This window comes from Pseudomonas sp. 20-5 (assembly GCF_056782835.1).
The window spans coordinates 2,061,394-2,081,595 of record NZ_CM165584.1; the positions used below are offsets into that span (position 1 = coordinate 2,061,394).

16 protein-coding genes are annotated in these 20,202 nt (G+C 67.5%); 12 read left to right on the plus strand and 4 right to left on the minus strand.

The features are described 5' to 3' along the window. Nucleotides 1-11 precede the first annotated feature (11 nt). The 9 genes from AC1RB9_RS09665 to pelG all read left to right on the plus strand — a co-directional run bounded on the left by AC1RB9_RS09665 (nucleotide 12) and on the right by pelG (nucleotide 14,260). Nucleotides 12-584, plus strand: coding sequence for a cysteine hydrolase family protein (locus AC1RB9_RS09665; RefSeq protein ID WP_003103486.1), 573 nt, complete (start codon nucleotides 12-14; stop codon nucleotides 582-584). Between the two features lie 12 nt (nucleotides 585-596). Further along, complete coding sequence (locus AC1RB9_RS09670) at nucleotides 597-1,583, plus strand: FUSC family protein (protein ID WP_003103485.1); 987 nt, start codon at nucleotides 597-599, stop codon at nucleotides 1,581-1,583. A gap of 481 nt (nucleotides 1,584-2,064) precedes the next feature. Further along, nucleotides 2,065-4,911, plus strand: a complete 2,847-nt coding sequence (locus tag AC1RB9_RS09675) for a bifunctional glycoside hydrolase/polysaccharide deacetylase family protein (protein ID WP_003452529.1) — start codon at nucleotides 2,065-2,067, stop codon at nucleotides 4,909-4,911. Continuing rightward, entirely contained in the window at nucleotides 4,889-8,470 is a 3,582-nt protein-coding gene (locus AC1RB9_RS09680) for a tetratricopeptide repeat protein (protein WP_003452527.1), read from the plus strand. The genes AC1RB9_RS09675 and AC1RB9_RS09680 overlap by 23 nt, the downstream gene beginning before the upstream one ends. A 39-nt stretch (nucleotides 8,471-8,509) precedes the next feature. Further along, nucleotides 8,510-9,028, plus strand: a complete 519-nt coding sequence (locus tag AC1RB9_RS09685; protein ID WP_003091288.1) for a pellicle/biofilm biosynthesis outer membrane protein PelC — start codon at nucleotides 8,510-8,512, stop codon at nucleotides 9,026-9,028. 5 nt (nucleotides 9,029-9,033) lie between these two features. After that, nucleotides 9,034-10,401, plus strand: coding sequence for a pellicle/biofilm biosynthesis GGDEF protein PelD (pelD, locus tag AC1RB9_RS09690; RefSeq protein ID WP_003143627.1), 1,368 nt, complete (start codon nucleotides 9,034-9,036; stop codon nucleotides 10,399-10,401). Beyond that, a complete protein-coding gene (locus tag AC1RB9_RS09695; protein ID WP_003103474.1) occupies nucleotides 10,379-11,368 on the plus strand; it encodes a tetratricopeptide repeat protein in 990 nt (329 codons plus the stop codon). Before pelD ends, AC1RB9_RS09695 begins: the two co-directional genes overlap by 23 nt. Then, a complete protein-coding gene (gene pelF / locus AC1RB9_RS09700; RefSeq protein WP_003452524.1) occupies nucleotides 11,365-12,888 on the plus strand; it encodes a GT4 family glycosyltransferase PelF in 1,524 nt (507 codons plus the stop codon). The genes AC1RB9_RS09695 and pelF overlap by 4 nt, the downstream gene beginning before the upstream one ends. Before the next feature lies 1 nt (nucleotide 12,889). Further along, a complete protein-coding gene (gene pelG, locus AC1RB9_RS09705; RefSeq protein WP_003452522.1) occupies nucleotides 12,890-14,260 on the plus strand; it encodes an exopolysaccharide Pel transporter PelG in 1,371 nt (456 codons plus the stop codon). 40 nt (nucleotides 14,261-14,300) lie between these two features. On the opposite strand, the gene AC1RB9_RS09710 is transcribed toward pelG, so the two are convergent. Further along, on the minus strand, nucleotides 14,301-14,531 hold the full coding sequence (locus AC1RB9_RS09710; RefSeq protein ID WP_003091282.1) for a hypothetical protein: 231 nt from the start codon (nucleotides 14,529-14,531) through the stop codon (nucleotides 14,301-14,303). 125 nt (nucleotides 14,532-14,656) lie between these two features. On the opposite strand from AC1RB9_RS09710, the gene AC1RB9_RS09715 reads away from it, so the two are divergent. Beyond that, nucleotides 14,657-15,133, plus strand: coding sequence for a helix-turn-helix domain-containing protein (locus tag AC1RB9_RS09715; protein WP_003143634.1), 477 nt, complete (start codon nucleotides 14,657-14,659; stop codon nucleotides 15,131-15,133). Nucleotides 15,134-15,170: 37 nt separating this feature from the next. Then, entirely contained in the window at nucleotides 15,171-15,647 is a 477-nt protein-coding gene (locus AC1RB9_RS09720) for a helix-turn-helix domain-containing protein (RefSeq protein WP_003103222.1), read from the plus strand. Between the two features lie 116 nt (nucleotides 15,648-15,763). Here the strand turns inward: AC1RB9_RS09720 and AC1RB9_RS09725 are convergent, their stop codons facing one another. The 3 genes from AC1RB9_RS09725 to AC1RB9_RS09735 form a co-directional block, all read right to left on the minus strand. Beyond that, nucleotides 15,764-17,668, minus strand: a complete 1,905-nt coding sequence (locus tag AC1RB9_RS09725; RefSeq protein WP_003143636.1) for a M14 family metallopeptidase — start codon at nucleotides 17,666-17,668, stop codon at nucleotides 15,764-15,766. 167 nt (nucleotides 17,669-17,835) lie between these two features. Continuing rightward, complete coding sequence (locus AC1RB9_RS09730; RefSeq protein WP_003091278.1) at nucleotides 17,836-18,837, minus strand: alpha/beta fold hydrolase; 1,002 nt, start codon at nucleotides 18,835-18,837, stop codon at nucleotides 17,836-17,838. Between the two features lie 71 nt (nucleotides 18,838-18,908). Further along, nucleotides 18,909-19,790 (minus strand): DUF6685 family protein, encoded by an 882-nt coding sequence (locus tag AC1RB9_RS09735; RefSeq protein ID WP_003452519.1) that lies wholly within the window; start codon nucleotides 19,788-19,790, stop codon nucleotides 18,909-18,911. 152 nt (nucleotides 19,791-19,942) lie between these two features. Between AC1RB9_RS09735 and AC1RB9_RS09740 the strand changes: the two genes are divergently transcribed. Next, nucleotides 19,943-20,164, plus strand: a complete 222-nt coding sequence (locus AC1RB9_RS09740) for a DUF2835 domain-containing protein (protein WP_003103227.1) — start codon at nucleotides 19,943-19,945, stop codon at nucleotides 20,162-20,164. Nucleotides 20,165-20,202: the final 38 nt, after the last annotated feature.

A 20,202-nucleotide genomic window follows, 5' to 3' on the forward strand; every position in this document is an offset into this window, starting at 1 on the left:
AGGAGTTCCCGATGAACACAGCACTGATCGGTCTCGACTACATCGTCGATATCATGCATCCCGACGGTAGGATTGCCCGCTGTGCAGAACAGGCCGCCTTGCGTGGCGTGGTCGCGCGTTTCAACCGCGCTCTCGCCGTCGCCGAGCAGCGTGGCTGGCTGCGGATCGCGGTGAGGGTGGGCTTCGAGCCCGGCTATCCGGACCTGCCGGAACATTCGCCGATCTTCGCTGCCGCGCAGGCACTCGGCGCTCTCGACCTCTGCGGGCGCGGTTGCGCATTTCATCCTGACCTGAAGCGGGATGCCGTGCAGATGGAAGTGCTCAAGCCGCGCATCAGCGCCTTCTATGCCACGCGCCTGGAGGCCGTGTTGCGGGCGAGGCGGATCGAGCGACTGGTGCTCGCCGGTGTCAGTACGACCTGGGCTGTGCAGGCCGCCGCGCGCGATGCGCACGATCGCGACTACCAAGTGCTGGTGTTGGAGGAGGCCTGCGCGGCGGCCAGCGACGAGGAGCACCGGCGCTCCATCGAGGTCCTGGGCGGCATCGCGCGGATCGTCACGCTCGACCAGTTGGCAGCGCTCTAGGCGGCGCGTCGTGTGTGCGCCTCGCTGACACGCCTGTTCGACGGCCGCGCCATGGGGCGCGCGCTCGCCGTGTCGCTGCCGCTGTTCGTGCTCTACAGCGCCAGCGGCGATGCCAACTGGCTGCTGGCGAATATCGCGACGATCTCCGTGGCGGTCGTCGTCGAGCGGGTCGGTAGCGCACCGCTCGCGGCGCTCGGCCAGGGGGTGGCGATCATCCTCGGCTTTCTCGGCCTGTCGTTCGCGCTCGCCTGGGGAGCGGCGTTTGCCATCGCTTGCGCAGCGCTCGCCGCTGCTGCTGTCGCGCTATCCGGCCTGGATACGCGCTTGCGCACGCTGGGCAATTTCGTCTTTATTCCTGTGCTCTATCTGGCCTGCGAGGTTGCCGCGACGCACCGCGCTGCGCTGTCCCTGGTGCCGTATCTCGTCGTCGCGACGCTACCATCGGTGGCGCTCGCCGGTGTCGATACCTTGCGCCACGCAGCGCTCGCACGCCGTTACGGCACCCTGCTGCGCTGGCGTGGGGCGCACTTGACGGGCCACGCGGCCGCGCATGACGAGCTGCTCCAGGCTGTGTTGGCGGTCACACTCGCCGTAGCCTGCAGCGCGACCTTGGTGGCGTGGCGGCACATCGAATACGGCCAGTGGGCGATCTGGTCGTCCGCCAGCGTGGTTACCGGCAATGCCGCCAGCGCGCACCTGAAGCTGCGCGATCGCGGGCTTGGCGCGCTGCTCGGCGTACCGCTCGGCCTCGCGGTAGGGGCCGCTCTACCGCATGTTCTATTGGTCCACACCTTGGCGACTCTTGCCTCGGTCCTCACCCTCGTCGGATTCCGTCACTACGCGACAGGTTTTGCCGCGCGTTGCGCGTGCATCGCCTGCGCCTCCTGGGCGATTCAGCAGTCGCCCCTGGTCGCCTCGCTGCGGGTCGCCGAAGTACTGGCGGGTGGGGCGATAGGCGTCGCCTCGGTGTGGCTGGTGCGGTTCCTCGCACGCAACTGAAGGCGGTGCGACCGCACGCGCGTGCGCCAAATGCCCGGCGCCTTTCGTTGGCCGGAAAAGACAACCTGTTTCACGGATTTAATAAACATTTAGTTATTAGCGAGCGGCGTCTACCGAACCGATGGCTCTATACGAAGTGACTTCCGGGGGCTTCCGGAGGGCCGTCGACTTTCCTGATGAAGTGCGTGAAACCTGGGCTTTCCACTTTGCCACAGCGGTGTCTCGGAAAGCGCGGAGTTGACCTGCAAAGCGTCACGGGCAGGCAAAAGGACACCATGGCGTCATGTATGTGCCTAAAAATTGACAGTTTCCGCTTAAAAATTTAGCAATTAGCATATTTAGTCATTAGATTGACGTTAATCGCCTGCGGCTGCTTTGGCTGTGCCCGCACTGTCAGGGATTCGACGTTGCCACCGGAAACCGCATCCATGCTTCCGACCTGCCGCTTCGGTCGGTATCGACCCTGCCGCGTAGGCTGGGCATGCGGTTCAGCAAGAAAGGAATCGCCGTGCTGCGTCTGCCGTCCCGCCGTAACATCCTTCGACCCATCGAGTGCCCGCTCGCCTGGCTTGCCGGCCTGGCGCTGGCGCTTTGTGCCGGCACTGCCGCAGGGGATGCCGGCGGGCCGTCCAGCGTGGCGTTCTGGTACGCCGAGCGGCCGCCGCTGGCCGAGCTTTCCCAGTTCGACTGGGTGGTGCTCGAAGCGGCGCACCTCAAGCCGGCCGATGTCGGGTATCTGAAAGAGCAGGGCAGCACGCCCTTCGCCTATCTGTCGGTCGGCGAGTTCGACGGCGACGCCGCCGCCATCGCCGACAGCGGCCTGGCCCGGGGCAAGAGCGCGGTCCGCAACCAAGCCTGGAACAGCCAGGTAATGGACCTCGCCGCGCCGAGTTGGCGGGCGCACCTGCTCAAGCGCGCCGCGGAGCTGCGCAAACAGGGCTACGCCGGCCTGTTCCTCGATACCCTGGACAGCTTCCAGCTACAGGCCGAGGAGCGCCGCGAGGGCCAGCGCCGGGCGCTGGCCAGTTTCCTCGCCCAGCTGCATCGCCAGGAGCCGGGCCTCAAGCTGTTTTTCAATCGCGGTTTCGAAGTGCTGCCGGAGTTGCCCGGCGTCGCGTCGGCGGTGGCCGTGGAGTCGATCCATGCCGGTTGGGACGCCGCTGCCGGGCAATACCGCGAGGTGCCCCAGGACGATCGCGATTGGCTGAAGGGCCACCTGGATGCCCTGCGCGCCCAGGGCATGCCCATCGTCGCCATCGACTACCTGCCGCCGGAGCGGCGTGACGAGGCGCGCACGCTCGCTGCGCGCCTGCGTAGCGAAGGCTACGTGCCGTTCGTCAGCACCCCGGCGCTGGACTACCTGGGGGTGAGCGACGTCGAGGTGCAACCGCGGCGCATCGCGCTGCTCTACGATCCGCGCGAGGGCGACCTGACCCTGAGCCCCGGTCACGTCTACCTCGGCGGCCTGCTCGAATACCTCGGTTATCGGGTCGACTACCTGCCCACCGACCAGCCACTGCCCGAACGTCCGCTGAGCGGTCTCTACGCCGGGGTGGTGACCTGGATGACCAGTGGACCGCCGCTGGCCAGCGACGCCTTCGACAACTGGATCGCTGCACGTCTCGACGAAAAGGTGCCGGTGGCGTTCCTCGCCGGCCTGCCCACAGAGAACGACGGCCTGTTGCAGCGCCTGGGTATTCGCCGACTGTCGCAGAAACTCAAGGTCAAGCCGAGTACCGAGACCCACGACCAGGCGCTGCTTGGTTCCTTCGAAGCGCCGCTGGTGATCCGGATCCGCGACCTGCCGGCGCTCACCGTACTCGATCCGGGGCGGGTGACCCCGGCGCTCAAGCTCAAGGGCGACGGCAAGGAGTACGTGCCGGTGGCGACCGCCGACTGGGGGGGCTTCGCCCTGGCGCCCTATGTGCTGGAGGAGGGTAGCGAGCACCGGCGCTGGATCCTCGATCCGTTCGCCTTCCTGCGCAAGGCCTTGCGTCTTGTGCCGCTGCTGAGTCCCGACGCGACCACCGAGAATGGCCGGCGCATCGCCACCGTGCACATCGATGGCGACGGCTTCGTCTCCCGTGCCGAGGTGCCCGGCAGTCCCTATGCCGGCCAGCAGGTGCTGGAGGACTTCATCAAGCCCTATCCGTTCCTCACCTCGGTCTCGGTGATCGAAGGCGAGGTCGGGCCGAAGGGCATGTACCCGCACCTGGCCAGGGAACTGGAGCCGATCGCCCGGCGCATCTTCGCCGACGACAAGGTGGAGGTCGCCAGCCATACCTTCAGCCATCCGTTCTTCTGGCAGCCGCAACTGGCCGAGCAGGGCGAGAACTTCGAGGCCCAGTATGGCTACAAGATGGCCATCCCGGGCTACGACAAGGTCGACTTCGTACGCGAGGTGATCGGCGCCCGCGACTACATCGAGCAGCGCCTGACCACCCCGCGGAAGCCGGTCAAGATGATCTTCTGGTCCGGCGACGCGCTGCCCGACGCCGCCACCATCAAGCTCGCCTACGACGCCGGGCTGATGAACGTCAACGGCGGCAATACCGCGCTGACCCGGGCCTTTCCCTCGCTGACCGGACTCTATCCGCTGATCCGGCCCACCCGCGGCGGCGTGCAGTACTACGCGCCGATCATCAACGAGAACGTCTACACCAATCTCTGGCAGGGGCCGTACTACGGCTTCCGCGGCGTCATCGATACCTTCGCCCTGACCGACAGCCCGCGCCGCCTGCGCGGCCTGCACCTGTACTACCACTTCTATTCGGGGACCAAGCAGGCCTCGATCCGCACCATGCACCAGATCTACGCGGCGATGCAGGCGGAGCGTCCGTTGTCGCTGTGGATGAGCGACTACATCCCGCGCCTGGAAGGCCTGCATCGCGCCAGCCTGGCCAAGCGTGCCGATGGCAGCTGGCAGTTGCGCGGCTTCGCCGCCTTGCGCACGGTGCGCCTGGACCCGGCGCTGGGTTGGCCGGACCTCGCTCGCTCCACGGGAGTCGCGGGCGTGCGCGACCTGCCCCAGGGGCGCTATGTGCACCTGAGTGCGGCGAATGCGCGCCTGGTCCTGCGCGACAGCCGCGATCCGCGGCCGGCGCTGGAGGAGGCCAACCTGCCGCTGAAGCACTGGCGCTACCGCGACGATGGCCGCGTCGAGTTCGCCTTCGCCGGGCACCTGCCATTACGCCTGGTGGTGCGCGCGGCGGGCGATTGCCGGCTGAGTGCGGCCGGCAAGGCCTTCCCGGGAAAGGCCGGCAACGGCCTGTGGACGTTCGAGTTGCCGATGGAGCAGGTGCGCGATGGCCAACTCGTCTGCCGCTGACAAGCATCCCCAGGCGCGCCTGCTGAATCCCTGGGCCCTGCTGCCGGTCGCTCTCGGGGTGGCGCTGGTGCTGTGGCTGACCTTCAACAGCGAAGAAGTATTCATGCCCAGCGGCGATGGCGAGCCCGACGCGGTCTCGGTGAACTACGCCGAACTGCTGTTGCAGGCGCACCCGGAGAACGACGCGCTGCGCCTGACCCTGATCGACCTGCTGGTCAAGCTCGGCGACTTCGAGCAGGCGCGTCATCACCTCGCCCGTCTGCGCGGCAAGGACCGCCTGGCAACGCCGTTCTACGAGGTGGAACTGGACATCCTTGGCGCCCTGGCCAGGCCCGAGGGCATGGATGAGGAGCAGACGCGCCGATTGCTGGAGCGCCTGCGCAAGATCGAGCATGTTTCGTTGAACGACGCCATGCTCGAACGACTTGCCCGTCATGCCCTGGCCCTGGACGCGCCGGACCTGGCGGCGCGGACCTTTGCCGAACTGGCCGGCCGCGACCCGCAGGGCCGGCAGCGCTGGCTGGACGAGGCGGCGCGCTGGTACCTGGCTTCCGGCGAGCCGCTGCCGGCGGCGGACATCCAGCGGCAACTGGCCGAAGCGCAAACCGAGTCGGCGAAGCGCCTGGCCTATCTGCGCCAGGCCTTCGCCAGCCTGCTCGCTGGCGAGCGCGGCGAACAGGCGGCGTTGTTGCTGGACGAGCGGCTGGACGCCTTGCCGGAGGATGAATCGACCCTGGCCTGGCTCGCCGAGGGCGTACGCGCCGCCGAAGGCAGCCAGCGCTACGACCTGGCCGAACGCTTCATCCGGCGCTGGCGCGAATTGCGCCCCGAGGACCATGAGGCGCTGGCCGCCGACCTGCGCCTGAACATGGCCGCCGGGCGGGTCGAGCGGGCCTGGGAGGTCGGCCGGGAGCTGCTGGCCCTGCGCCCGGAGGACAGGACGCTGCTGGCCGATCTCGCGCGCCTTGGCGAATGGACCGGCAACGGCCCGCAGGCCCTGGGCCTGTGGAAGCAACTGCTGGCCGGCGCCGATGACCCGGCCCTGCGCGAGCATGCCTGGCGCCTGTCGCTGCAGATGTTCGATTTCGACAGCGCCATCGAGCTGCTGGCGCCCATCGGTGCGCAGCGACAGATGACCGACGAGGAACTCGATGCGCTGGTCTACAGCCATGAAACCCGCGGCACGCCGGAAGAGGGCGAGGCATGGCTGCGCGGCTACGTGCAGCGTTATCCGAAACAGCGCCTGGCCTGGCAGCGCTTGCAACAGATTCTCGAACACACCCAGCAGTTGCAGGAAGAGACCGGGGTCTGGGCGCGGATGGCCCGGCATTTCCCGCTGAGTGTCAAGGAACGCATGCAGTGGGCGGAAACCCACTGGAACCTGTTCGATCCGCGCCAGGCCTGGAAGGTCCTCGCCGGCGTGGATACCCGCGCGATCCGCGAGCCGGAGTTCTGGCGCCTGCGCGCGGCGCTGGCCTGGGCCCTGGAGCAGGACGACGATGCCCGCGCCGCCTACGAGCGCATGCTGGCCCTGGACATCCGCCTGAACAGCAGCGACGAGGACCAGTTGATCGCCCTGTACCGGGACAGCAATCCGAAGCAGGCCTTGCAGGTGCTTATCGGCAGTTGGCAGCGCAGCCGCGATCCGCGGCGCCTGGCCAGCGCCCTGCAACTGGCGGAGAACCTCCACGACTGGCCGGCCCTGAAGAGCCTGCTGGCCGAGGCCGAAGGCCTGCCGGAAGCGCAGGGCAGCCCCTATTACTGGGTGGCCAGGGCGCGGCTGGCGGAACAGGAAGGCCATGGCGACGTCGCCGAGCGTCTGTACCGGGAAGCCCTGGTGCGTTTCCCCGGCGAGAACCTGGTGCGCGAACGCCTGCTCTGGTTCTACATCGACCGTGGCCGTCGCGACAGCCTGGCGCCCCTGTTGGCGCAGTGGCATGGCCTGGCGCTGCGGGACAGCACGCTGTGGCTGCCGTTCGCCAGCGCCAGCCTGCTGCTCGAGCGTAACGACCAGGCGCTGGCCTGGTTCCGCCTGTACCTCAAGTCCAATCCCAACGACTGGCTGGTGCAGGCCGCCTACGCCGACGCACTGGATGCCAGCGGCTACCAGGACAAGGCCCTGCGCCTGCGCCGACTACTGCTCCGGCGGCTCGACCGCGAGGCGGTCAGGGCCACCCCGGACAGCTTCGCCGCCTACCTGCGCCTGCTCGCCGTGGCCCAGGGGCCGCTGCTCGCCCAGGGCGAGGCGCGGCGGGCCTGGAATGGCGAGCCGGCGATGCTGCAGCTGTGGTTCGAGCAGTTCCTCGACCAGCTCGCCGCCACCAACCAGGAGCCGCTGAAGGATGACTGGCTGGCCTGGGCGCGCGGCCGGGGCCTGAAGATCGGGCGCAACGAAGAGATCCAGGCCGCCCTGCGCAGCCAGAATCGCGCCGCCCTGCAACGCCTGCTGGAGCGCGGCGAGCTGGATCCGGCGCAGCGGGTCGAGGCGCTGGTGCGTCTCGGCCATGGCGGCGAAGCGCTGGGCGAGGCCCTGGGCGCACTGGGCGACGGCCACTCGCGCGACAACCGCGAGCAGCTGCGGCGGCAGGCGGCGGAAATCCTCGAACGCACTCCCCAGGGCCTGCAACTGGGTTGGAACAAGCGCGACTTCGGCGGTCTCGACTTCAAGGGGCCGACGCTGCGCGCGGCGCGCCACCTCGGCGACGACTGGTACGCCGATCTCGAACTGGGCAGTGGCCGCTATCACGGCGATGCGCTGGATAGCTCGCTCCTCGGTAGCGAACGCAACGCCAGGCTGACGTTGCGGCGCGAACTGGCCGATGGCTTCGCCGCGGCGACGCTCGATGGCAGCTGGCGCGACGACGAGGACCGCCACGGTCTGGGGTTGCTGCGCAATTGGCGGCTGAGCTCGCGCGACGAACTGGAAGCGGGCCTCGATTGGCACCGCGAGACCGACGAGACCGGCCTGATGCGAGCCCTCGGCATGCGCGACAGCCTACGGCTCGGCGGCCGCCACACCCTCAGCGGGCGCGACCAGTTGAGCTGGTCGCTGGCGCACAACCGCTTCTCCACCCGCCAGGGCGACGACCTCGGCAACGGCGAGGCGCTGTCCCTGGAATGGGCCCACACACTGTTCTTCGACGGCCCGGCCTGGCAACTGCGCGGCGGCATCGACTACCAGCGCAATCGCCTGGAGAACCGCGTGCCGGACGACCTGCTGGCGGCCCATGGCGGTGCGCTGGCGCTCGATGGCGCGCGCAGCCAGGACCTGCTGCAGGACCGCTATGGCCAGGTCTACCTCGGCAGCACCTGGCGCCGTGGCTTCCCTGGCGCGCTGAACCGCAGCCGTCCGCAATACACCTGGATCGTCGACACCCTGGCCGGCTGGCAGTGGACAGAGAAGGAGTTCAACTACGGCATCGATCTCGGCATCGGCATGGAGCTGCTGGGCGACGACGAACTGGCGTTCACCTTCGGCTACCAGTCGGCTCCCCAGGGCGGCGGCGGCGATGCCGGCGGCACGCTCGGGGTGACCTACAGCACGCGCTTCGGCCGCTGAACGCGGCCCGGATACGGAATTCAACAGGAGGAACACAACATGCAATCCATCCGCTGCCTGGCTCTCGCGGCCGTCGCCCTGTTCATGGCGGGCTGCTCCAGCTTCACCAGCGAAAGCGCTACGCCGCTGGCGCGCGGCGCGCAGTGGGGCCTGGTGCCGCTGCTCAATTACTCCCAGGCGCCGCAGGCCGGCGAGCGTGCCGAGCAGATCCTGCTCAGCGTGCTGGCCGAGGAGGGCGTGCGGCCGCGCCTGTACCCGGCGCAGCCGCAAGGCGACCTGCAACTGGTCGACGACCGCGAGCGCCAGCAGCGCGCGCTGGACTGGGCACGCCAGCAGAAGCTGGCCTACGTGGTCACCGGCAGCGTCGAGGAGTGGCAGTACAAGAACGGCCTGGACGGCGAGCCGGCGGTGGGCGTCAGCCTGCAGGTGCTGGAGCCGGCCTCCGGGCGGGTGCTCTGGAGCACCAGCGGGGCGCGCGCCGGCTGGTCCCGGGAAAGCCTGGCGGGCGCCGCGCAGAAAGTCCTGCGCGAGCTGGTCGGCGACCTGCGGCTCGAGTGACGGCTATGTCCGCGCACAAGGATTTCGCCCTCGCACCGCGCGCCAGCGGCAGCGTCTCCTGGGTCGAGACGCTGGTCATCAGCGCGCTCGCGCTGGGCCTGGGCTGGTGGTTCAGCCCGGACGACCCGCTGCAGGTCAACGCCACCTTTCCCTGGGTGATCCTCGCGCCCCTGTTGCTGGGCATGCGCTACGGCTTCGTCCGCGGGTTGGCCAGCGCGGCGCTGCTGGTGGCGGCGCTGTTCGCGTTTCGCGTCCAGGGCGTCGAGGCCTATGCCCAGGTACCGGCGGCCTTCATCGTCGGCGTGCTGCTCTGCGCCATGTTGGTGGGCGAGTTCCGCGACATCTGGGAACGCCGCCTGGAGCGCCTGGAGCTGGCGAACGAGTACCGTCAGTTGCGCCTCGACGAATTCACCCGCGCCCATCACATCCTGCGCATCTCCCACGATCGCCTGGAACAGCGGGTCGCCGGCAACGACCAGAGCCTGCGCAGTTCGCTGCTCGGTCTGCGACAACTGCTGCGCGAGCTGCCGGGCGATGAGGCACCGCTCGATGCGCTGGCGGAAACCGTGCTGGCGCTGCTGGCCCAGTACGGTTCGCTGCGCATCGCCGGACTCTACCGGGTGCGCCACGACCGCACCCCGGAGCCGCAACCCTTGGCGACGCTCGGCGAGATGCCGGCGCTGGACGCCGACGATCTGCTGGTGCGCACCTGCCTGGAGCGCGGCGAACTGGTCAGCGTGCGCCAGGAACTGCTGGAGCGCGGCGAGCAGCGTGCGCACAGCGCGCTGCAGGTGTGCGTGCCGCTGGTCGACACCGATGGGCGGATCCTTGCCCTGCTGGCGGTGGAGCAGATGCCGTTCTTCGTCTTCAACGAACGTACCTTCAGCCTGCTGGCGATCCTCGCCGGGCACATCGCCGACTTGCTGCAGAGCGACCGTCGCGCACTGCAACTGGCCGACATCGACGCCCAGCGCTTCTCCCAGTACCTCAAGCGCTCCCTGCTGGACGCCCGCGACCATGGATTGCCGGCCTGCCTGTATGCCTTCGAGTTGACCGATGCGCGCTACGGCGAAGAGGTCCAGCGTCTGCTTGAAGGCAGCCAGCGTGGCCTCGACGTGCAGTTGCGACTGCGCAACGACGAGGGCCGGCGGGTCCTGCTGGTGTTGTTGCCGCTGACTTCCGCCGAAGGCTCCCAGGGGTATCTGCAGCGCCTGAGGATTCTCTTCGCCGAACGCTTCGGCCAGGCCCGCGAGCTGGAGTCGCTGGGCGTGCGCATCCGCCAGTACGAACTGGACGCCGGCAACGATCGGCAGGCGCTGGGACATTTCCTTTTCAACGAGTGCGGCCTGAATGATCAGCAAGTGGCTGTTTAGCGGCGCCTTCCTGTTCGAGCTGAGCAGTTGGGCGAGCGTCTTCGCCGACCTGCCGTTCGGCCAGGCGCTGGCGCTCTACCTGTTCGCCCACGGCCTGGGCAGCGCGCTGCTGTGCGTCGGCGTATGGCTGCTGCTGCCGCGGCGCTACAAGTTCCCGCTGCCGTGGAGCCCGCTGTTCCTCTTCAGCCTGGCCTTCTTCGTGCCGCTGATCGGAGCGGTCGGCGTCGCTGCGGCGGTATTCCCGGCGCTGTACCTGCCGCGCCAGCGTGGCGAGCAGGCCTGGCAGGCGATGGGCGTCCCCGGGCTGCCGTTCCGGCCGAAGGAAAAGCGCCTCGACATGATGTTCAGCGACGGCGGTCTGCAGGACGTCCTGCGCCATGCGCCGGACCCGAACCAGCGGCTCACGGCGATCTTCGCCACCCGGCGGATGCCCGGCAAGGAGGCGATCCCGATCCTCAAGCTGGCCCTGCGCGACCCCGCCGACGACGTCCGCCTGCTGGCCTACTCGATGCTCGACCAGAAGGAAAGCCGGATCAACCAGCGCATCGAGGCCGCCCTCGGCCGCCTCGCCGGCGCCACGCCGGCGCGACGCGGCGCGCTGCACGGAACCCTGGCGCGCTGGTACTGGGAACTGGCCTACCTGGGGTTGGCCCAGGGCAGCGTGCTGGAGCACATCCTCGAGCAGGCGCGCGAGCATACCGACCAGGCGCTGCGCGGCGCACCCTCGGCCGACCTGCATCTGCTGGCCGGGCGCATCGCCCTCGAACAAGGCCGCCTGGAGGATGCCGGACGCGCCCTCCAGGCCGCCGAGGAGGCGGGAATCGATAGCGCCCAGCTGGCGCCGTTCCGCGCCGAGGTGGCGTTCTTCCAGCGGCGCTACCGGGACATCCCCCGGCTTCTCGCCGGAATGCCCGACGACATGCTGCAACGGCCGCCCTTCGCGGCCCTGGCGAGATACTGGACATGACCGAACACACCGCTCCGACGGCGCCCGTCGCCGATGTCTGCCTGCTGCTGGAGGGCACCTGGCCCTATGTCCGCGGCGGCGTCTCCAGCTGGGTCAACCAGTTGATCCTCGGTCTCCCCGACCTGACCTTCTCGGTGTTCTTCATCGGCGGCCAGAAGGATGCCTACGGCAAGCGCCACTACCCGATCCCGGACAATGTGCTGCACATCGAGGAACACTTCCTGGAAACCGCCTGGAGTTCGCCGAACCCGCAGACGCGACAGGGCAGTAGCGAGACCGAAAAGGCGTTGCGCGATCTGCACCGTTTCTTCCACTACCCGGAGACGCCGGACGTGGAGGAGGGCGACGCGCTGCTCGACCTGCTCGCCGAGGGCCGCATCGGCCGCGAGGACTTTCTCCACAGCAAGGCCAGTTGGGAGGCGATCACCGCAGGCTACGAGCGCTATTGCACCGATCCGTCCTTCGTCAATTACTTCTGGACCCTGCGCTCGATGCAGGCGCCGGTGTTCATGCTCGCCGAGGCGGCCCGGCGGATGCCGCGGGCGCGCATGCTGCACTCGATCTCCACCGGCTACGCCGGCCTGCTGGGCTGCATCCTGCAACGTCGCTGGGGCTGCCGCTACCTGCTCAGCGAGCACGGCATCTACACCAAGGAGCGCAAGATCGACCTGGCCCAGGCCAGTTGGATCGCGGAGAACCCCGACGAGCAGCTGAGTACCGGACTGGATGCCGAGGTCAGCTACATCCGTCGCTTGTGGATCCGCTTCTTCGAGCGTGTCGGCCTGCTCACCTATCGCGCCGCCAATCCGATCGTCGCCCTCTACGAAGGCAACCGCCAGCGCCAGGTACTCGATGGCGCCGAGCCACGGCGCACCCGGGTGATCCCCAACGGCATCGACCTCGATGCCTGGGCCGGCGCCCTCGAACGGCGGCCGCCGGGGATTCCGCCGGTGGTCGGGCTGGTCGGCCGGGTAGTGCCGATCAAGGACGTGAAGACCTTCATCCGCGCCATGCGCGGGGTGGTCAGCGCGATGCCGGAGGCGGAGGGCTGGATCGTCGGTCCGGAGGAGGAAGACCCGGACTATGCCAGCGAATGCCGCAGCCTGGTGGCCAGCCTCGGCCTGCAGGACAAGGTGAAGTTCCTCGGTTTCCGTCGGATCGGCGAGGTCCTGCCGCAACTCGGCCTGATGGTCCTCACCTCGATCAGCGAAGCGCAGCCGCTGGTGATCCTCGAAGCCTGGGCTGCCGGCGCCCCGGTGGTGAGCAGCGACGTCGGCTCCTGCCGCGAACTGATCGAAGGCGCCGACGCCGAAGATCGCGCCCTGGGTCGCGCCGGGGAGGTGGTGGCGATCGCCGACCCGCAGGCCACTTCGCGGGCGATCCTCGCCCTGCTGCGCAATCCGCAGCGCTGGCAGGCGGCCCAGGCGGTCGGCCTGCAACGGGTCGAACGCTACTACACCGAGGCGCTGATGCTCGGACGTTACCGCGGGCTGTACCGCGAAGCCACGGAGATTGCATGACATGGCCGGCATCGGCTTCGAACTGCGGAAGATCCTTTCCCGCGATTCCTATACGGCGACCCTGCGCGCCTACCTCTACGCCGGGCTGATCAGCTCCGGTCCCTGGGTGCTGTCGATCGTCAGCGTGATGCTGATCGGCGTGCTGAGCCTCGGCGTGGTGGTGCCGGACGTGCTGGTCCGGCAGTTCCTGATCACGGTGACCTACCTGATGGCGCTGTCGCTGATCTTCACCGGGGGACTGCAACTGTTCTTCACCCGCTTCATTTCCGATCGCCTGTTCGAGCGCAAGCACGAGGCGATCCTGCCCAACCTGGTGGGCGTGCTGTTGCTGGTGACGTTGGCGTCGGGCCTGCTCTCGGCGATATTGCTGGCGACCCTGTTCGATGAGCCGTTTGCCTACCGCCTGCTGGTGATGGCCAACTTCGTGGTGCTCTGCAACCTGTGGCTGGTGATCATCTTCCTGTCGGGAATGAAGGCCTACAAACGCATCCTGCTGGTGATGTTCATCGGCTACGCGCTGATGGTCGCCTGTGCCTACCTGCTGCGCTTCATGCAGATGGACGGCCTGCTGCTGGCATTGCTGATCGGCCACGCCAGCCTGCTGTTCGTCTTCCTCTACGACATCCTCCGCGAGTACCCGGCCAGGCGCATGGTGGCCTTCGACTTCCTCGACCGCCGGCAGGTCTTCGTCAGCCTGCTGCTGACCGGCCTCTGCTACAACCTGGGGATCTGGATCGACAAGTTCATCTTCTGGTTCAACCCATCCACCTCGGACCTGGTGATCGGCCCGCTGCGCGCCTCGATCCTCTACGACCTGCCGATCTTCCTCGCCTACCTGTCGATCATTCCCGGCATGGCGGTGTTCCTGGTGCGCATCGAGACCGACTTCGCCGAGTGGTACGAGCGGGTCTACGAGGCGATCCGCGGCGGCGAGACCCTGCAGCACATCGGCCTGCTCAAGGAGCAGATGATCCTCGCCATCCGCCAGGGCCTGCTGGAAATCTGCAAGGTGCAGGGGCTGGCGGTAGTCCTGCTGTTCCTGCTGGCGCCGCAACTGCTCGGCTGGCTGGGAATTTCCCGCTACTACCTGCCGCTGTTCTACATCGACCTGATCGGGGTGAGCATCCAGGTAGTGTTCATGGCCTTGCTCAACGTCTTCTTCTACCTGGACAAGCGCCGCATCGTCCTCGAACTCTGCGTGCTGTTCGTGATCGTCAACGGCGCCCTGACCTTCGTCAGCCTGCTGCTCGGGCCGAGCTTCTTCGGCTACGGCTTCACCCTGTCGCTGCTGGTCTGCGTGCTGGTCGGGCTGTACCGCCTGACCACCGCGCTGGACGACCTGGAGTACGAGACCTTCATGCTCAATCGCTGAGGGGTTTCGCCGGCGGCAGGGCCTTTCAGAAAGGGCCGATTCACCCGGTTGAATCGGCCCCTTTTTTTGCTTCCTCGATGCGTTTTTGCAGCTTCTGCATATCCACCAGGCGTTGCGTACCGAAGGTTCGCATCGGCAGGTCGCCGCTCTCTATCCAGGCGTAGAGCAGGTCCGGCCGGTCGCTGAGGCCGGTCAGGAAGGCGAAACGCATCAGGGTTATATAGCGGGGGCACTCGGCGAAACCCTCTTGGGGGAGTTCTTCCACTTTCATCAGGCGTCCTGCACCATGGTCCGATGTTGGAGGGGAACCCTCGGTCTAGAGGGCTTGGATTCATATTGATCTACTAACAGTTAGTGAATCAATATGCATAGGGAACCATCAGACGCGGACTACACATGGTAAAGAATCGACGTTTGTTCACTGCTGGCAAGCGCTTGCGCGCCCTGCGCGAGCTGATGGGCTTGAGCCGTCCGCAGTTCGCCGAGTTGGTGGGAATGACGGCCAAGCGCCTGGAGAACATCGAGAACGAGCTGCAGCGCATGCACGACGAGGACTTCGAGAAGGTCTGCGGAACCTTCCCGGAGTTCAGCGACTGGATCGCCTATGAAGGCAGCATCGAGCCGCAGTCGATCGCCTGGAAGGTCGCCGACTCGGCGCAGGCGGCCGCGGTCTACCTGGTGGAGCGCAACCCGGTGCTGCTTGAGCAGCACGGCATCGACATGCAGGCCTGGCGCGAACGCCACCGCGAGATACGCGAGGCGCTGCTGGCGGCGGAACAGGCGCCGGAGGCGGAGCCGGCGCCCCTGGAAGAGCCGCCGGAACCCAGGCGCCAGCGGAAGAGGAAAACGCCCGCGAGCGGCAAGGGCGACTGAGGCGCATCGCGCCAGAAACGAAGGGAAGTATCTGTACATGGTCTATGTAGTGAGGAAGCGCTGCCTGTTTCGCGCCGGCGAGCGCCTGTTCGGGTTGCGCGGGCTGACGGGGTTGAACCGACCGCAGTTTTCCGAGGTGGTCGGCATGGATCCCAAACGCCTTGAGAACATCGAGAGTGGCCGGCAGCGTATGCACGACGAGGATTTCGAGAAGGTCTGCGGGACCTTTCCGGAGTTCAGCGACTGGATCGCCTATGAAGGCAGCATCGAACCGCAGTCGATCGCCTGGAAGATCGCCGAGGCCGCCCAGGAAGCGGCGGTCTATCTGGTGGAGCGCAACCCCGAGCTGCTCGAACTCCACGGCCTCGACGTGCCGGCCTGGCGCGAGAAGCATCGGGAAATCCTCAAGAAGCTGCGCAAGCGGGAACTGTCGCCGCCACCCGAAAAACCACCGAAACCCAGGCGCAAGCGCAAGCCGAGAAGCAACCTGCCCACACCCACCGACGGTACCTGAGACCGGCTCCCTTTCCCCAGCCCTCTCCCGCAAGCGGGAGAGGGAACGGGGCTCCCGAAGCCCAGCGGTAGGGCGGATAACGCGCAGCGTTATCCGCCGTCAGCCCCAGGTGGGTCTCAGAACACCACTCCTACCGGATAGACGAAGGCGTTCACGTCGTAGAACGGCGTGCGCTGGTAGAACCATTGCAGGCGCGCCTGCGGATCGGCGGCGAAGGCCTTGTCCTCGCGCAGGCGTTTGTCGAAGGCGGCCTTCAGCGCCGGGTCTTCCGCCAGCATCTTGCGCGCCATCGGCTCCATCACGTATTCCTCCGGCTCCTCGGCGGCCACCAGGGTGGAATTGAAGAAGCCCCAGGACCAGAAGGAATCCGGACTCTGCGGTTGCAGCAGGTCGATGGCCAGGACGCCCAGCGGCTGGGCGGTGTCGATCGACAGCGAGCCGGCCGGGAAGGTCTGCAAGCGCTGGAACGGCTTCGGCGTGCCGCTGACCAGCAGGCGACCTTCGTAGCCCGGAATCCGGTTGCCTTGCACGCGATCCGGTTCGAAGCCATCGGCGAGCTTGATGTCGTCCATGCGGTACAGGGTCACGGCGATTTCGGTCGGACGCTCCAGGGTGCTATAGCGGATGCCATGGGCCTTGATCCGGGCGATCACCTCGTGCCACTGCGCCGGGACGATGAAACGCTGGGGACGCGGCACCACCAGGTCGGGTACGCCGTTGTCGGTCACCGGCAGTTTCAGCGTCTTCGGCCGGTTGCTCCAGACGATGGTGCGGGCCCCGGTGACCGGCGATTGCTCGTAGCGGTAGTCGCCGACCACGAATGGCGTCTCGGCGGTCTCGCCCGGCTTCCAGGTGAGGATCACCTCCTTCTGCCGCAGCAGGCGCTCGCGGTCGCTGGCGATGGCCTGGCGCAGGCTGGCGGCCTGCTCGCCGATCACCTCGAACATCGCCTTGAGCATCACGTAGTTGCCCAGCACCTGGGTCTTGTACGGATGCAGGGCGTGTTGCTCGATGAGGATCGACGGCACGTTGCGGATGTCGCCGTACTGGTTGGAGAAGCGCGCCAGGTCGGTGCGGTAGGGGTAGTAGCCCTGGGTCGGATCCTGATTGTCGTTCAGGCTGATGCATTCATGGACCATGTGCCCGAGGCTTTCCAGCGCCTGGTACACCGGCTTGCGCATGACCTGGTCCATCCAGGCGCTGCTCGCCGGTGACCAGCCATTGCCGTTGTGGCAGTAGGAGCTGTCGTAGGGATACATGGCGCCGTCGGTGGAGTGAGTGTCGGCGAAGAAGCTCAGCTCGTAGTGGTTGAACACCCAGGCGACGTTGCGGATCTCCGCGCTGTCGAGCTTGGTGAAGTCGCGGTTGAGATTGAGATTGCGGCCGTTCACCCGCCAGCCGGTCTCCCGCGGGCCGTTCTGGTTGATCCGCCCGTAGGCGCTGCGGCGCAGGTCGCCGTCGACGTTGACCACCGGGATGAACAGCAGGTTGATCTTCTCCAGCAGCCCGGCGAGCGGGCGATCGGCAGCGCTCATGTCGCGCAGCAGCATGAACATGGCGTCCTTGCCGTTGGCCTCGCCGGGATGGATCTCGGCTTCCACCAGCAAGGTCGGCTTGGCGGAGCGCTTCAGGCCGGCGGCGGACTTGTCGGCCTCGGTGGAGGCGGTCACCAGCAGCATCGGGTGGCCCTCGGCGCTGCGCTCGGGCAACTCGCGCAGGGCGATGCGGCCGGAGGAGGCGGCTACCAGTTTCTCCAGGTAGGCGCGGGTCTCGCGGTAGTCGCTGGTGCGCTGGAAGTCGCTGCTCTCGGCCTGGGTGATCAAGGGGTCGCCGGGCTTGGCGAGGTAGCGCAGGCTGCCCAGCTTCTGCTCGAACATCGGTGGCAGGATGCGCTGGCGGGCCGCGGCCGGGTAGGCGCTGTCATCGATGTAGGCGGGCGCGTGGGGCAGCTCCGCGTGAGCGGGCAGGGCGCTCGCCAGCAGGACGCCGGCGAGTAGCGAACGGGGTTGGCAAGGGAACACGATGAACCTCCATGTGGATGGGAACGGCCGCGGCGTGGGCGGGCTTGCGCGACGCGAGCCACGCGTCGTCGCGCAGCCAGTGCAGTGAAACGCCGGCGGCAGGCATCGGTGTTGACGCCGGGCAAGGCGCGGCGAAGCCGATGGCGAGAGCGCCGCCGGTGGATGGTTCAGGGCTGGGTTTGCAGACCCTTCAGCAGTGCCTGGTGGAAGCGTTCCGGAGCCTGTATCTGCGGGGTATGGCCAAGGTCGGGGAATTCCACCAGGGTCGCCTGGGGAATCCGTCGGGCGGCGTCCTTGCCCAGTTGCGCGTAGTTGCCCAGCCTGGCTTTCAGTTCTGCCGGCGCGGCGTCCTTGCCGATGGCGGTGTTGTCTTTCTCGCCGATCAGCAGCAGGGTCGGCATCTGCAACCGGTCCAGTTCGTAGACCACCGGCTGGGTGAAGATCATGTCGTAGGTCAGCGCCGAGTTCCAGGCCACCGACTCGCGCCCCTTGCCGCGATACATGCCGGCCTGCATCTGTACCCAGCGATCGAACTCGGGGCGCCATTCGCCGGCGTAGTAGGTGGCTTGCTGGTATTGGCGAATGCCTTCGGCGCTGGTCTGCAAGTCGCGCCTGTACCAGTCGTCGACACTACGCCAGGGCACGCCCAGGGCCTTCCAGTCCTCCAGGCCGATGGGGTTGACCAGCACCAGTCGTTCGACCTGCCGCGGATAGAGCAGGGCGTAGCGGGTAGCGAGCATGCCGCCCATGGAATGGCCGATCACGCTGGCCCGGGCGACGCCGAGCCGTTCCAGCAGGGCGTGGGTGTTGGCTGCCAGTTGCTGGAAGCTGTACTGGTAATGGGCCGGCTTGCTCGACTTGCAGAAGCCGACCTGGTCGACGGCGATCACCCGGTAGCCGGCGTCGGCGAGCACGTCGATGGTGCGCTCCCAGGTCCCGGCGCAGAAATTCTTGCCGTGCATGAGCAGGATGGTGCGGCCGTTGGCTTTCTTCGGCGCGACGTCGAGGTAGGCCATGCTCAGCGGCTGGCCCTGGGAGGTGAAGTCCAGATAATGCACCGGATAGGCGTAGTCGAAGCCTTCCAGGCGTTCGCCGTAGACCGGCGCCTGGCTGGCCAGCGCCGGCCCGCAGGCGAGGGCGAGACAGAGGCTGAGGCGGGGTAGGGACATGCGATCGCTCCTGTGTGGGTCTGCTGGAGGATGCACGTCAGGGCGCGAGCTGGCCAGTCCTGGCCGGTTGCCTACAGTTGCTTCAGATACTTCACCACGTCTGCCGCGCCAGCCGCCCGCAGACCTTCGCCGAGGGCATCGGCGCGTTCGTCGTTGCGGGGCAGCAACAGGCACTCCGGGGTTTCCGGGGTGAACAGGGCGAGTCGCGCATAGGGCAGGCCGGTATCCAGCAGCAGGCTCATGAAGGTCGGCTCGGACCAGGCCTGGGTCGGAATCCGCAGCATGTGGTAGCGCTGTTCCAGTTCGTCCAGCGCGCCGGGCTCCAGTTCGTAGCGTTCCAGATGTGCCGGCAGCTTTAGTTCCAGTTCGCGGCGGCGGGCGTAGACGATCGCCGCGGCGAAGGCGCAGGCCTGACGTTCGCCCGCCCAGAACAGGCGCTCGCCGTGCCAGGCGGCCTGGCGCAGGCGGATGCTGTCGCCGTTGGTGAAACGCGGCAGGGCCAGGCTCAGGGCCTTGACGAAATCCTTGTAGCTGATGATCCGTACGCCCCGGCAGACCTCGGCCGTGGCCAGGTCTTCCAGGCGTGGGCAAGGTGTCTGGACGAGGATCTCGCGGCTGCATACGCCTTCGATGGTCTTCAGGTCGACCGACTCCAGGGTGGAGTGACTGACCCGCACCAGGCGCTTGAGGACCGTGTGGGCTTCCGCCTTGTCTTCCTGGACCGGGCCGGACAGCGCGCCGCGCGGCAGATCGACCAGGGTGTGCAGGGGCGGTCCGGCCTGCCACCAGACGCTCGGCTCCGGCCGTCGCAATGGCTGGAACGGCAGCTCGAGGGCGGCCGCCCGTTCGCGCAGCTCCCGCCCATCGCTTCGCGCGGCACCCAGGCGCAGGCGGTTGGCGAGTGCGGAAAGGCGACCGGTGAAGGTGCTGTTGCTACGCGAGTTGGAACTCATGATCGACGGAGGGCTCCTCGGGCTCGGCGACCGACGCGGAAAGGGGCGGGAGGGGACGGCGACGGTCCGTCCATTGAAGCACAGGTTCGGGCGTGACATTCAACCGCGTGGTTTGTGGCAAGCTGTCGTGGTTCATTCAAGCGGGGGGCTCCATGCCCAGTCTCATCATGGATATCGCCCTGTCCGGCGAACGCCTGCAGGCCATCTACGGCGGCAGGGCCAATCGGGTCCTGCTGCGCAGCCGCGACGGTCGCCGGGTGAACCTGCCGGCCCATCACCTGCGTCCGTTCATCGGCCACGATGGCGTGCATGGCACGTTCCGCCTCGATTTCAGCGAGGATGGCCGCCTGCTGGCGCTGCAACGCCTCGCCTGAGCGGGCGCTCGACGGCTATAATCGGCACCCTTCATTCT

Bases quoted from the DNA above. Each gene is read 5' to 3' on its own strand.
- AC1RB9_RS09665 (WP_003103486.1), top strand. From the start codon at position 12: ATGAACACAGCACTGATCGGTCTCGACTACATCGTCGATATCATGCAT.
- AC1RB9_RS09675 (WP_003452529.1), top strand. From the start codon at position 2,065: ATGCGGTTCAGCAAGAAAGGAATCGCCGTGCTGCGTCTGCCGTCCCGC.
- AC1RB9_RS09680 (WP_003452527.1), top strand. From the start codon at position 4,889: ATGGCCAACTCGTCTGCCGCTGACAAGCATCCCCAGGCGCGCCTGCTG.
- AC1RB9_RS09685 (WP_003091288.1), top strand. From the start codon at position 8,510: ATGCAATCCATCCGCTGCCTGGCTCTCGCGGCCGTCGCCCTGTTCATG.
- pelD (WP_003143627.1), top strand. From the start codon at position 9,034: ATGTCCGCGCACAAGGATTTCGCCCTCGCACCGCGCGCCAGCGGCAGC.
- AC1RB9_RS09695 (WP_003103474.1), top strand. From the start codon at position 10,379: ATGATCAGCAAGTGGCTGTTTAGCGGCGCCTTCCTGTTCGAGCTGAGC.
- pelF (WP_003452524.1), top strand. From the start codon at position 11,365: ATGACCGAACACACCGCTCCGACGGCGCCCGTCGCCGATGTCTGCCTG.
- pelG (WP_003452522.1), top strand. From the start codon at position 12,890: ATGGCCGGCATCGGCTTCGAACTGCGGAAGATCCTTTCCCGCGATTCC.
- AC1RB9_RS09710 (WP_003091282.1), bottom strand. From the start codon at position 14,531: ATGAAAGTGGAAGAACTCCCCCAAGAGGGTTTCGCCGAGTGCCCCCGC.
- AC1RB9_RS09715 (WP_003143634.1), top strand. From the start codon at position 14,657: ATGGTAAAGAATCGACGTTTGTTCACTGCTGGCAAGCGCTTGCGCGCC.
- AC1RB9_RS09720 (WP_003103222.1), top strand. From the start codon at position 15,171: ATGGTCTATGTAGTGAGGAAGCGCTGCCTGTTTCGCGCCGGCGAGCGC.
- AC1RB9_RS09730 (WP_003091278.1), bottom strand. From the start codon at position 18,837: ATGTCCCTACCCCGCCTCAGCCTCTGTCTCGCCCTCGCCTGCGGGCCG.
- AC1RB9_RS09735 (WP_003452519.1), bottom strand. From the start codon at position 19,790: ATGAGTTCCAACTCGCGTAGCAACAGCACCTTCACCGGTCGCCTTTCC.
- AC1RB9_RS09740 (WP_003103227.1), top strand. From the start codon at position 19,943: ATGCCCAGTCTCATCATGGATATCGCCCTGTCCGGCGAACGCCTGCAG.